The sequence below is a fragment of the Segatella salivae DSM 15606 genome (assembly GCF_000185845.1).
Lineage (GTDB): Bacteria > Bacteroidota > Bacteroidia > Bacteroidales > Bacteroidaceae > Prevotella > Prevotella salivae.
The window spans coordinates 619,887-632,146 of sequence record NZ_GL629647.1 but is presented as its reverse complement, the minus strand read 5'-3'; the positions used below and the strand labels follow the sequence as shown (position 1 = coordinate 632,146).

12 protein-coding genes are annotated in these 12,260 nt (G+C 36.5%); 11 read left to right on the top strand and 1 reads right to left on the bottom strand.

All coding sequences use genetic code 11. The features are described 5' to 3' along the window. Nucleotides 1-359: 359 nt before the first annotated feature. The 10 genes from HMPREF9420_RS02670 to HMPREF9420_RS02625 all read left to right on the top strand — a co-directional run bounded on the left by HMPREF9420_RS02670 (nt 360) and on the right by HMPREF9420_RS02625 (nt 10,554). Nucleotides 360-1,673 carry a nucleotide sugar dehydrogenase gene (locus tag HMPREF9420_RS02670; RefSeq protein ID WP_007133871.1) on the top strand — a complete coding sequence of 438 codons (1,314 nt, stop codon included), beginning with the start codon at nt 360-362 and terminating at the stop codon, nt 1,671-1,673. Between the two features lie 47 nt (nt 1,674-1,720). Beyond that, nucleotides 1,721-2,596, top strand: coding sequence for an alpha-1,2-fucosyltransferase (locus tag HMPREF9420_RS02665; protein WP_007133870.1), 876 nt, complete (start codon nt 1,721-1,723; stop codon nt 2,594-2,596). 8 nt (nt 2,597-2,604) lie between these two features. Beyond that, complete coding sequence (locus HMPREF9420_RS02660; protein WP_007133869.1) at nt 2,605-3,600, top strand: glycosyltransferase family 2 protein; 996 nt, start codon at nt 2,605-2,607, stop codon at nt 3,598-3,600. Continuing rightward, nucleotides 3,597-4,553, top strand: a complete 957-nt coding sequence (locus HMPREF9420_RS02655; RefSeq protein ID WP_007133868.1) for a glycosyltransferase family 10 domain-containing protein — start codon at nt 3,597-3,599, stop codon at nt 4,551-4,553. Before HMPREF9420_RS02660 ends, HMPREF9420_RS02655 begins: the two co-directional genes overlap by 4 nt. 48 nt (nt 4,554-4,601) lie before the next feature. Then, the gene (locus tag HMPREF9420_RS02650) at nt 4,602-5,924 is read left to right on the top strand and encodes a lipopolysaccharide biosynthesis protein (RefSeq protein ID WP_007133867.1); all 1,323 of its coding nucleotides are present in this window, start codon (nt 4,602-4,604) and stop codon (nt 5,922-5,924) included. 241 nt (nt 5,925-6,165) lie between these two features. Next, a complete protein-coding gene (locus HMPREF9420_RS02645; RefSeq protein WP_248628070.1) occupies nt 6,166-7,107 on the top strand; it encodes an O-antigen ligase family protein in 942 nt (313 codons plus the stop codon). Beyond that, entirely contained in the window at nt 7,097-8,188 is a 1,092-nt protein-coding gene (locus HMPREF9420_RS02640; RefSeq protein WP_007133865.1) for a glycosyltransferase family 4 protein, read from the top strand. Before HMPREF9420_RS02645 ends, HMPREF9420_RS02640 begins: the two co-directional genes overlap by 11 nt. Before the next feature lie 66 nt (nt 8,189-8,254). Continuing rightward, nucleotides 8,255-8,878, top strand: coding sequence for an acyltransferase (locus HMPREF9420_RS02635; protein WP_248628069.1), 624 nt, complete (start codon nt 8,255-8,257; stop codon nt 8,876-8,878). After that, a complete protein-coding gene (locus HMPREF9420_RS02630) occupies nt 8,871-9,800 on the top strand; it encodes an acyltransferase family protein (RefSeq protein WP_007133863.1) in 930 nt (309 codons plus the stop codon). Before HMPREF9420_RS02635 ends, HMPREF9420_RS02630 begins: the two co-directional genes overlap by 8 nt. A 10-nt stretch (nt 9,801-9,810) precedes the next feature. Further along, nucleotides 9,811-10,554: a WecB/TagA/CpsF family glycosyltransferase gene (locus HMPREF9420_RS02625; RefSeq protein WP_007133862.1), complete on the top strand. Its 744-nt coding sequence runs from the start codon at nt 9,811-9,813 to the stop codon at nt 10,552-10,554. Nucleotides 10,555-11,123: 569 nt separating this feature from the next. On the opposite strand, the gene HMPREF9420_RS02620 is transcribed toward HMPREF9420_RS02625, so the two are convergent. Further along, entirely contained in the window at nt 11,124-11,933 is an 810-nt protein-coding gene (locus HMPREF9420_RS02620; protein ID WP_044079044.1) for a hypothetical protein, read from the bottom strand. A gap of 109 nt (nt 11,934-12,042) precedes the next feature. Here HMPREF9420_RS02620 and HMPREF9420_RS02615 point away from each other — a divergent pair. Beyond that, on the top strand, nt 12,043-12,260 hold a 218-nt coding region (locus HMPREF9420_RS02615), incomplete at its 3' end, for an AAA family ATPase (protein WP_007133860.1).

The window sequence follows — 12,260 nt, the reverse complement described above, 5'->3', positions numbered from 1 at the left end:
TAACGTAATCAATATATTTTGTATATTTGCATTATTAATAATAGATTTACTATTAATCGAACTGTAAGATAGGATATGACGAGACAATTATGAAGTCTTGTTCATTTAATAGGGGTTAGGTTTTCTTTAGGTTTACAAAGAGAGTGGGTACAATGATAGTCTGCACGACTTGTACTTTTCTTTTCCTTATTTCTTTATCTTCTCTTTTAAATGGTTGGGTTACGTGCAAAATCTTTTCTATTTCTTATTCTCTTTTGAATAAGAAGTAGAGATGGTATTTATTTGTTATGTTTTGATTTTTATAAAGATTAATTATTCTATTTGATTTATTTTATAAGTCTTAGAATTATCGGATAAGAATGGAAAAAGATCTAAAAATAGCAGTCGCCGGCACCGGATATGTGGGCCTCAGCATGGCCACCCTACTGGCACAACACCACGAAGTGATGGCCGTTGACGTCGTTCCCGAAAAGATTAACCTCATCAACCATCGCCAATCGCCCATTCAAGACGATTACATCGAGCAGTATCTGCGCGAGAAACCCTTGCGCCTGACGGCCACATTGGATGCCGACATGGCCTACAAAGATGCCGACTTCGTGGTGATTGCCACGCCAACGAACTATGACCCGGCGAAAAACTATTTCGACACCACCTACGTAGAAGAGGTCATTGACAAGGTACTCAGTGTCAATCCGTCGGCCACCATGGTCATCAAATCCACCATTCCTGTGGGCTATACGCGCAACCTCTACCTCAAATATGCACAGCAAGGCGCGGCGCAATTCAACCTGTTGTTTGCACCCGAGTTCCTCAGAGAGAGCAAAGCCCTCTACGATAACCTCTACCCCACACGCATCATCGTGGGCTATCCCAAGCTCATCCCCGGCGAAACGGCTGAGAATGAGGCTATCAACAAGGTGACAAGTCCCGACAACATGCGCCGACAGGCCGAGGTTTTTGCCCGTCTGTTGCAGGAAGGTGCCCTCAAAACCGACATCCCCACCCTCTTCATGGGCATGAAAGAGGCCGAGGCTGTGAAGCTCTTTGCCAATACCTATTTGGCACTTCGCGTGTCTTATTTCAACGAATTAGACACCTATGCCGAAGTAAAAGGCCTTGACACACAGGCCATTATCAATGGCGTTTGCTTAGACCCTCGCATCGGAAATCACTACAACAACCCCTCATTTGGCTACGGAGGCTACTGTCTTCCCAAAGACACGAAGCAGCTGTTGGCGAACTATCAGGACGTGCCCGAGAACTTAATTCAGGCCATTGTCGAAAGCAACCGCACCCGAAAGGACTTCATTGCCGATCAAGTGCTCAAGCGCGCGGGCTACTATAACTATAGCGAAGAGACCAATTATGCGCCCCACGACGAGCGAGAAGTTATCATTGGCGTCTACCGTCTGACGATGAAAAGCCACTCAGACAACTTCCGTCAAAGCTCCATCCAGGGCATTATGAAGCGCATCAAAGCCAAAGGTGCCCGCGTAATCATCTACGAACCCACCCTCGACGATGGCACAACCTTCTTCGGAAGCCGTGTCGTCAACAACCTCTCGCAATTCAAATCCCAAGCCAACTCCATCATCGCCAACCGCTACGACAGCACGTTAGACGACGTAAAAACGAAGGTTTACACCCGCGATTTGTTTGGGAAAGATTAAAAATAGGGAGAGAAAAGATATTCCATATCCCAATATATCTCAAAAATATGATTGCAACAACACTCTTTGGCGGCTTAGGAAACCAGATGTTTATTTATGCAACAGCAAAAGCATTATCACTCCATTACCGAACCCCCATGGCATTTAATTTGAGACAAGGTTTTGAGCAAGATTACAAATATCAGAGACATCTTGAATTAAACCACTTTAAATGCCAACTCCCTACAGCCAAATGGATTACTTTCAACTACAAAGGCGAATTAAATATTAAAAGAATTAGCCGTAGAATTGGTCGGAACCTTCTGTGTCCCCATTATCAATTTATCAAAGAGAAAGAACCTTTTCATTATGAAAAACGCTTATTTGAATTTACGAATAAAAATATCTTTTTAGAAGGCTATTGGCAAAGTCCACGCTATTTTGAGAATTACAGCGATGAGATTCGTCGTGACTTTCAACTTAAGAGTATCCTACCACATACCATAACAGATGAGCTACAAATGCTAAAAGGTACAGGCAAGCCCTTAGTCATGTTAGGTATTCGTCGCTATCAAGAGGTTAAAGACAAGAAAGACTCCCCATATCCACTTTGTAATAAAGACTATTATGCGAAAGCCATCTCCCACGTTCAAGAACAGCTCCCCGCCCCTTTATTTGTTGTTTTTACACAAGAACAGGCATGGGCAATGAATAATCTTCCCACGAACGCTAATCTTTATTTCGTGAAAGAGAAAGACAATGCGTGGGCAACCATAGCCGATATGTATCTCATGACTCAATGTCAACATGCTATTATATCGAACTCCACTTTTTATTGGTGGGGAGCTTGGTTACAACATCCCATTGAGAATCATATCGTTGTTGCACCCAATAACTTCATTAATCGTGATTGTGTTTGTGATAACTGGATTATTTTAGATTAAAACCACCGATGATAGAAGGCAAAGAAATAGCGCCATTAGTATCGATTTGTGTACCAATTTATAATGTAAGTACATATCTCAATCGCTGCTTAGATAGTATTTTGGGACAAACATACCCAAATGTAGAATATATTTTTGTAGATGATTGTTCGACGGATGACAGTTTACTCGTGTTAAAAAGACGACTAATAAATTGTCAGCTCAATTACTATATCATTGAAAATAGAGAGAATATAGGACTTGCTGCTACACGAAATATAGCTATAGAACATGCGCATGGTCGTTTCATAACTTGGGTTGACTCTGATGATTATGTGAGTAAGGATATGGTAACAAAGATGGTCGCTACTCAAATAAAATATGATTGTGATATTGTAACCGTTGATTTTATAGAGCAACATAGTAATTTCGAGCAAGTAGTATTTCAACCTTCGTATTTAGACGCAGAGGATATGGTATGCGCGTTATTAGCAAGGAAAGCGCCTGTTTGTATTTGGGGGCGGCTCATTCGCACAAGTTTATATAGAGATAATGCTATTAAACCGCTGGCAAATATTAACTGTGGAGAAGACTATCAAGTAACAGCTCGACTGGCTTATTATGCACATAGTGTAAAAAATATACACGAAACTTTATACTATTATAATTGTACTAATGAACAATCTTATACATATCAATATTCACGTTCACGGTTTTTACAAGACTGGAAGAGCATAGAAGTGCTTCAAAAGTTCTTTAGAGACAAGAGGAACTCTTATCAAGAAGCCTTAGAAATCGGCATTTTGAAATTATATTCTCATCATTTAGTGGCCTGTTGTCAAGCAAAAGACAAGGCCTCGTTTTATGAACTACATACTAAAATTAGAGGTATAGCACCTTCGGCTTATACATCTGTTCCGTTCTTCTTGAGATTAGTACTCCATATAACTAACTATAATTTGGCCCGATTCTATATTATCCCTGCTGCATTTACATTTAAAATTCTCAAAAAAATAAAACAATGACTAAGGTCTTAGTTCTGTCAGATCAGCAGCATTTAAGGCGACAACTGCTCATAGGACAGTTTCAAAACATAGAATTTGTGTTCGATACCACTACCGATTACGATTATATCGCAGTGATTGATAGTGTTGAGAAAGAACTCATTTGCAAAGTACCCACACATAAACGTATTTTGTACATAGGAGAACCTCCTTTTATAAAACCTTTTCCGTCCAGCTACTTAGCACAATATGGTCTCGTTGTTGGACCTTATAAACTACATCATCCGCATTTCAAACTAAGTCATCCCGTTTTGCCATGGCTCGTAGGAAATAAGAAGAATTTAGATGCGACATTCTTCCAAAATTTTGAGGAATCGATAGAAAAGCGCTTAAATAAATTTTGTATTATCACCTCAAATAAACGCTTTACACAAGGCCATCGTAAACGAGTTGCATTTGTAGAACGAGTGAAAGAAGAATATCCCGACCTCTTAGACATATATGGTATGGGCTATCAGCCTATTGAAGATAAGTTTGAAGTCCTCTCCAAGTATAAATATTGTTTAGCCATTGAAAACTGCTTTTGCCCTAACTATTGGACAGAGAAGATAGGAGATGCTTTCCTAACATCGTGTATACCATTCTATTATGGGTGCCCTAATATTGATGATTTTTTCCCAAAAAACTCATTCGTCTACTTAGATATTACCCATTATAACCAAGCTATTCAATGTATGCAAAAGGCTCTCCGAGGGGATTTTGACTCTACGATTACATTAGAAGATGCTAAAAAAAGGATACTCTTCAACTACAATGTTTTTGAAAGAATTAAAGAAGATATAAACTTTTTGGAGACGATTAGAACCCCAATTCATGAACAAAAGCAGTTCAAATCCATATTAAGCCCCTATCGCTATACGTTGCCTGTAAAAATAAAACAGTATCTTGCATGGAAGTGGAATCTCGTCATTTAAAGATTAATATCTTGCTTTATAATTTAACACACACATTATTATTTCCTAATGAATAGGTTAAAACGGCTCTCTTCATCATCTTTATTACAAGGCATCTCTTGGATTTTCCTTTCAACAACGGTCGCGACGCTGTTACGTTCTTTATTAGTATTTATTATTATTCGTTTCTATACCCAAGAGCAATTTGGGCTCTGGGGAAGCATCACCTCCATTGCTGCAGTCATCATTACTGGCGATTTTGGATTAACGAATGTCCTGCGAAGCATTGCAAGTAAAAATTTAAGCCGTGGGAAAGAAGGAGACGAAGATACTAAAAGATACTTTTATTCTACACTCATTTTCTTCAGTACACTAGCCTTGCTATTAGCGCTTATATTAATCTTCTTTCATCATTACTTCCCATTTGAAAAGCTTTTCAAGACTGAAGATTTACAGCTACAACAACAAGGACATATCATTTGTACGATTGTCCTACTCTTATTCTTCTTCACGATACCACTATCGATTCCTGGGGCTTTATTCTTTAGCTATGGAGAAAACAAGTATAATGCTATCTTTGGTTTTATATCAAGCGTTTTTACCTTCATCATTGTATCCGGACTTGCTATTTTAAAAGTCTCAATTGTATATACATCTGTCATCTATTTTATCTGTCCACTTTTAGTTTACATCATCTCCACATGTTTTTTTATTTACAAAAGAAAATGGTGGAACATACGGATTCAAATGGGACAGACGATTAAGGATATAAAGTTTTTGTTACCTTTAGGTATAAAATATTTAATTATTGGTTTCGCAGGAAGCTTCTTAACTAATATTTTAACCATTTATTCTGGTGCATTGTTAGGATTAAAAGAGGCGGCAATTGTCAATATTGCACAAAAGGTATTTACATTCTTCACGAGCATTTATCAAAGTGTCCTCAATCCTATTTGGAGTAAATTAGCCACACTTTATTTCCAAAAAAAAATTTCAAAATGTAAGAGATTATGGGACATTAGCCTTCTTATGACTTTACTTGCTGCATTTGGATTTATAACAATCTCTACAACATTAAGCGACATCATTGTACGATTCATTGCAGGAGAAAACTTCATTAGTAGCCCTATTTTATTTTGCATGGTCGGATGTAGCTTATTTCTAAAGATTATTTTCGATAATGTTTCACTGCTACAAGTAGCCATAAATCAAATTGATGATATAACTATTGGCTATATCATTTTTACCATTATTAGTATGGGTGTATTCCCACATATTGTATATCTCTGGTCATTTAGGAGTATGGTTATATGTATGATTGCGCTATGGTGCATATTCTCTTTAACCATATACTATCGTACAAACCATATACAACTACGCCCCCATGAATAGCCAAATCAATACTATTAAGCAGCGAGATTGCTTTATTCTCAACCTCTTCTGCTTTTGGCTGCTAATAGATTCTATTAATGGTTTCTTTCTTCGTTTAGGAGAAGGTGTACCAATATCTATCATCTATAAACTTTTCATCATCCTTTTACTATCGTTTAGACTATTAAAATTTAAACAAGGGAGGTGTGTATTGTGTTGTATTGTCATTTATATCCTATGGCAAAGCCTTCATTACATATATGTGAGCCCTGAAAAATATACAGAGTCCTTACAGCTTTTGTTGAAGCCTTTAACCAATATCTTTATATTTGTCTACATATCTATTCTCATCCGACAATATAATAATGCTGCCATACTTTGGATAAAAAAAATTTTCAACTATAATTTTATCATTTTTGCTATCAACATTTTTTCTGGACTTTTGGGACTGGGTTTTAGATCCTACGAAACGAATTTTGGCAGTCTTGGTTTCTGCGGTTATTTCTATGCATTGAATGAATTAGGAGGAGTCTGTATGGCGCTATTCCCATTTATACTTTACAATCTTTACGAGAGAGGGAGAAAAATATTCTTCATAGGATGCTGCTTAATCGTTTGTTTAGGTATCTTAATCATTTCGAAAGCGGCTATTCTTTCCGCAATTTTTTCTGTAATCTTGATTCTCTATTATAAAGCCAAATACAAGAAAGCTATTATTGGCCTCACAATAGCTGCAGCCTTTTATCTCATATTTATATTCAACTTAGACAACTTCTTATCGGGAGATGCAGCTTACCTGCAGAAGGCTATTTATGCATATAATAAAGGAGGACTCATAGAATTACTACTTTCTAGCAGACAAACATTTGTAGAACAACGTACGTCCATCTTCTTTAATGCGCCATTCTTCGACCAATTATTTGGTATAGGAGGCAATAGAACCGTAGAAATGGACTTTTTTGATGTTCTCCTCAACATGGGTTATACCGGCATTCTCATCTATTTTTCTTCATGGATATACCTTTTCCTCAAATTAAAACAGAATAAAAAGAATAACAATCTCATTAAAATTATCTTCGCAAGTGATATTATCTTACTGGGTATGAGCACCTTTGCTGGACATATTTATTTTTCAAGTACAGCTGGACTATTCATCGCAACACTCAATGCTCTAATGTTTTACAAACAATCTTATGAAAAGTAAGAAAAGAATTCTCGTCATTTCCAACTTATTTCCCTCTGAGAAAGATCCATCGTATGGTACCTTTGTAGCACTTTTTACACACGAATTACAAGGCTATTCCATGCACTATAAGACAGATTTATGCGTCATTAAGGGACGGACAACAAGTAAGATTTGCAAATTGTTGAAATACTTTTGGTTTTATTCCAGCATAACCTTGCATATACTATTCCATCACTATGATCTTATTTACGTACACTACATCACCTATTCGTCTATTCCTTTACTTTTCTTGTCGAAAATAAAGAAACTTAATATCGTATTCAATATTCATGGAGATGACCTCTTAACGAAATCAAAAGTAGCTGAAAACGTATTGCAAGCAGTACATAAACTTCTTATAAATTCCAAGTTGGTTGTCGTCCCATCTGAATTCTTCAAAGATATTCTAATAGATAAATTCAAAGATATTAGGTTTCAAAATATATTTGTTTCACCATCGGGGGGAATAGAAAAGTCTTTCTATAATGAAATGATAGCCCCTGTACAATCCCCATTCACAATCGGTTATGTTTCACGTATTGACACAGGTAAAGGATGGGATATTTTACTAAGAGCGATTCAAGATATTTACAAAGAACACCCCATTCAAGTTAAAATTGCAGGAACAGGTAGGCAAGTTGAAGAATTGAAACATCTGATTTCAACTTTAAACTTATCACATATAGTTACCTATTATGGTGCTCTTTCACATGCAGAATTACCTCAATTTTATACTAATCTCACTCTTTTTGTTTTTCCAACAACATTAAAAGAAAGTTTAGGTCTAGTCGGTTTGGAGGCTATGGCTGCTTCTAAACCTGTTATTGGGTCTGCTATCGGTGGTTTAAAAAGTTATATCAAAGATGGATATAATGGTTTCCTTATTCCTCCTGGGAATAGCAGAAGAATGGGTGAATGTATTGTTAATTACATTAACCTTCCTGATGAGAGGAAGTTGGAAATGAATAGAAATGCCTTTAAAACAGCTCAACTATATCAGTCAAATATTGTGATTAAGAAACTTATAGAACGGTTAATACAATGCATTGATCAGGCGTAATTTTTTTTGATTATGTGGTTAATAGAACAATTTTACAAATGGAAAATTAACAGACTATGTCGCCAAATGTACAGTACTGGTAAGAATATCTATCTTACAGTTCCTTTTAGTGTGTCGGCACCTGAACTTATTTCCATAGGCGATTACAGCAAAATATTGGGTGGCTTTACTTTTATTGGAACAAAAGGGAAACTTAGGATTGGTAATTATACAGAGATATCAACTGACTTTACGGTGGTTACTGACAATCATACTCCAACAGTTGGTATTCCTTATACATTCACGGGAAGTCTGCATATCAATGATAAGAGTCAAGATATAGAAGTTTCTGATGATTGTTGGATAGGCACGAGAGTTACTCTACTACCAGGTTCAAATATAGGAAGAGGCTCTGTTATTGGTGCATGTTCCTTGGTAAACAAACCTTTTCCACCTTATGCTGTCATAGCAGGAATACCAGCAAAGATTATAGGCGTGAAGTTTGACAAGGCACAGATACTAGCGCATGAGCAAGCAGTTTATCCACCTTCAAAACGTTTGTCCATGTCAGATTTGGATAATTTATTTAACACATATTATCATGGAATGAAAGTACTTGGCACTGCTTCCATTTCAGATGTCGATAAAAGAAAATATGAATCTAAATTACAAGAAATAGGAATCTCTCCTAAAAAAATTATAGATGAATAAGGTAAAACGTAATTATAGTATTGACATTGCACGCGGAATAGCAATTTTATTCGTGGTTTCATGGCATTGTAGAGTTGATAATTTTGGTGTAACCATGTGGGTTATGCCTTTATTCTTCTTTATCATGGGTGTGTTTTATCATACTCCTATCTCCTTGAAATTACAAATCAGAAAAAAAACGAATCAGCTTCTAATCCCCTTTGTAATATGGAGCATCCCATACTTTATCTATTACCTGTTTACAAAGTCCTTTCTTGCTTTTGTTAAAATGTGGCTTAATCCCTACGAGATTATGAATGGTCCATCTTGGTTTTTGTTGTGCATGTTCGAATGTTATATCATATATTATGGTATTAAGAAAATTGAAGTGGAGTATAGGGGTTTATTGATAATGCTCCTATCTATCATAGGCTTTTATTTAGGAACTTATCAATTGTTTGGACATCATTTGAAACTTCCTCTTTTTATCAATACAACTCTAACTGTAATTCCTTTTGCCTATCTTGGCGATTTGTTAAAGGATAGAATACTACCAGAACAGAAAACAGGAAGAGAAATAAAATTATCTGTACTTCTATTGTTTCTTTTCGTGATGTCGTTATACAATATTGGTATGATTCCTATAGACATGTATTGGAATGATTATAGGCAAAATTATCCTACTTTCCTATTTAATAGCTTAGTAGGTATCTTGCTGATTATAGGTATTAGTAAATTTATTCCTACAAGCTTAGCTGTTGTCGGCAGGCTCTCAATGCTCATTCTTGTTATTCATATTTATTTTTATGAACTTTTGAAGATGTTTTTTAGTCATCCTATTGTTCTTTTTGTTGCAGTGAGTGCTTTATCAATTTTTACTGCATGGATGATAGATAAGTATATTCCTTATTTATCTGGGAAATATAAATATTTAAAGATTTGAAGTCAATTTAATGGTGACTATACTAAATATTCGTTTAAAAGCAATCACGCAACAGCAGTTATTAGCTGATTTGAAAGAAGGCGTTCTTTTTACACCAAATATTGATCACCTCGTAAAATTGCAGCATGACAAAGCTTTTTGGGAAGCTTATCAACAGGCCGATTGGGTGGTTTGCGACTCAAGAGTTCTCTATTTAGCATTAAAACTGGCTGGAAAAGCAATCCCTGAGGCAATCCCTGGGAGCAGCTTCTTTACGGCATTCTATAAATATCATAAAGATAATCTTAATTGTAAGATATTCTTGTTAGGTGCAAAAGAGGGAGTTGCCACGAAGGCTATGCAACGTATCAATGAGAAAGTCGGTAGAGAGATCATTGTAGGAGCACTCTCTCCATCCTTTGGCTTTGAACAAAATGCAGAAGAATGCGCACAAATTTGCAATACCATCCAACGTAGCAAAGCTAATGTTGTATTGGTTGGTGTTGGTGCACCAAAACAAGAAAAATGGATTGTCCGTTATAAAGATTGCATGCCAAATGTTAGAATTTGGATGGCTTTGGGTGCGACAATTGATTTCGAAGCAGGACAAATTAAACGCGCTCCACACATCTTTCAACAATTAGCTTTAGAATGGTTGTATCGCATTTACTGCGAACCAAAACGTATGTTTAAACGATATTTCAGCGATTTGTCCTTTTTCATTCTCTACTTTAAAGCCCTCTTAGGACTTTATAAAAATCCCTTTCAGAACTAAGCGTGTAAGATAAAAGATTCTATCACACAAATCATTCAAAACGTTCACATATAAATGCGCTTCAAATTGGAGAAACATATATAGGAAGTAAGCTTATAAAAAGACAGAACTTAATATTAGAAAAAAAAACTCACAATAATAAACATATGGATAAGAAAAAAGTTGCGTTAATTACTGGCATCACAGGACAAGATGGCTCCAACTTAGCAGAGCATGTTCGTTTAAATTTGGTTGAATATTTAGAGAAAGGAATTGTAAAATGATACTCAACAAAGACAGTAAAATATACATTTCGGGGCACAAAGGGCTTGTGGGTTCGGCTATTTGGCGCAATTAGTTAATGCTAATTTCTTTATTAGTCTATAGTTGAGTTTTGCAGAGAATATTGTCGAGGTTGAGTAATATCATGTAGACTTTAGGTTATTGGTATTTTAGTTACTATTATTTTGCGTCACCACTCATTCATGGGTGATGCAAAATTATATATAAAGTGAGGCGTATAACTCAAAGGCTTTTTAAAAAATGAGTTATACGCCTATATTGTATAAGTCTGAAATCAATGCAGAGAATTAGTATTCTTCGTCATCACTCATTTCAGATGCTTCTAAATCAAGTGATTCTGGATCTTCATCGTATGTTGTGCGATAGCTTTCTTCCGTCAGTTTATCTTCGTCGAAAGCATCATCTTCATCTTCTGGATCATTATAATGGTCGTCAACAACTACATCCTCTTCCTCATCTTCTCGTGACACGGGAGATTCTTCGGGCAATTGTTCTGTAGATTCATATTTCATCTTTGCATGATATAATTCTGGTCTTTCCTTAGCAAAGATAGCCTCAACCCATGTTCCTTTCTCAATTTCGAGAACCTCATATCCATCGTTAATTTTCTTTTCATACATGCCACCTGGCTTGTGAAGACGATCTTTAGGGAGGGTCGTTGTGCTGATGTCAAAGCCACGTTCGATGATATCTTGAATACTTTGAGAAAGGCTATCCCAACCTCCTCCGAAGTTACGTTCTATAACTTCGAGCAGCTTTGATGCTGAAATGTGGTGAATGTTTTCATAAGTGAGGTCAGTGACACGTAGGATAGGGCGCTTCTTGATAGCCCATTTCACTTTCGTGTTGTCGTCAATCTTAACAAAGCCGACCTTGAAGCCGCGTTCCTCATATTTAGCGATGACTTCCGGTCTATCAACTTTTACTTCTTCGATTTCAAAAGCACTGCGGATGATATCAACATAATGACGTGCATTGTCTTTGAGGTCTGCTTCTTTTTCAGCAGCTTCCCACATTCTAAAAACGTCATTCTCCTGAATATCCCAAACATTACTTTTGTTTAGGGTCTTTAGTGTTAGAACTTTTTGTTGTCTCATATATACCTTGTTTCTTTGTTGCAAAAGTATATACTTTGCATCATATTCACAAACTTTTAGCGTATATTTTTTTGCCATATCATGTGAAATAATTATTTTTGCAACAACTATGAGTGAACCTTTAGCAGAAAGAATGCGCCCACATTCGCTCGATGAATATGTTGGTCAGCAGCATTTAGTTGGACGAGGTGCCGTTTTGCGCCAAATGATTGATGCAGGACGCATTTCTTCTTTTATATTATGGGGACCGCCAGGAGTTGGAAAAACCACTTTAGCTCAGATTATTGCACATAAGTTGGAGACACCTTTCTATACGCTTAGTGCTGT

Excerpts from the sequence above, each read along its gene's own strand:
- HMPREF9420_RS02670 (WP_007133871.1), top strand. The coding sequence starts at position 360 with ATGGAAAAAGATCTAAAAATAGCAGTCGCCGGCACCGGATATGTGGGC.
- HMPREF9420_RS02665 (WP_007133870.1), top strand. The coding sequence starts at position 1,721 with ATGATTGCAACAACACTCTTTGGCGGCTTAGGAAACCAGATGTTTATT.
- HMPREF9420_RS02660 (WP_007133869.1), top strand. The coding sequence starts at position 2,605 with ATGATAGAAGGCAAAGAAATAGCGCCATTAGTATCGATTTGTGTACCA.
- HMPREF9420_RS02655 (WP_007133868.1), top strand. The coding sequence starts at position 3,597 with ATGACTAAGGTCTTAGTTCTGTCAGATCAGCAGCATTTAAGGCGACAA.
- HMPREF9420_RS02650 (WP_007133867.1), top strand. The coding sequence starts at position 4,602 with ATGAATAGGTTAAAACGGCTCTCTTCATCATCTTTATTACAAGGCATC.
- HMPREF9420_RS02640 (WP_007133865.1), top strand. The coding sequence starts at position 7,097 with ATGAAAAGTAAGAAAAGAATTCTCGTCATTTCCAACTTATTTCCCTCT.
- HMPREF9420_RS02635 (WP_248628069.1), top strand. The coding sequence starts at position 8,255 with ATGTACAGTACTGGTAAGAATATCTATCTTACAGTTCCTTTTAGTGTG.
- HMPREF9420_RS02630 (WP_007133863.1), top strand. The coding sequence starts at position 8,871 with ATGAATAAGGTAAAACGTAATTATAGTATTGACATTGCACGCGGAATA.
- HMPREF9420_RS02625 (WP_007133862.1), top strand. The coding sequence starts at position 9,811 with ATGGTGACTATACTAAATATTCGTTTAAAAGCAATCACGCAACAGCAG.
- HMPREF9420_RS02620 (WP_044079044.1), bottom strand. The coding sequence starts at position 11,933 with ATGAGACAACAAAAAGTTCTAACACTAAAGACCCTAAACAAAAGTAAT.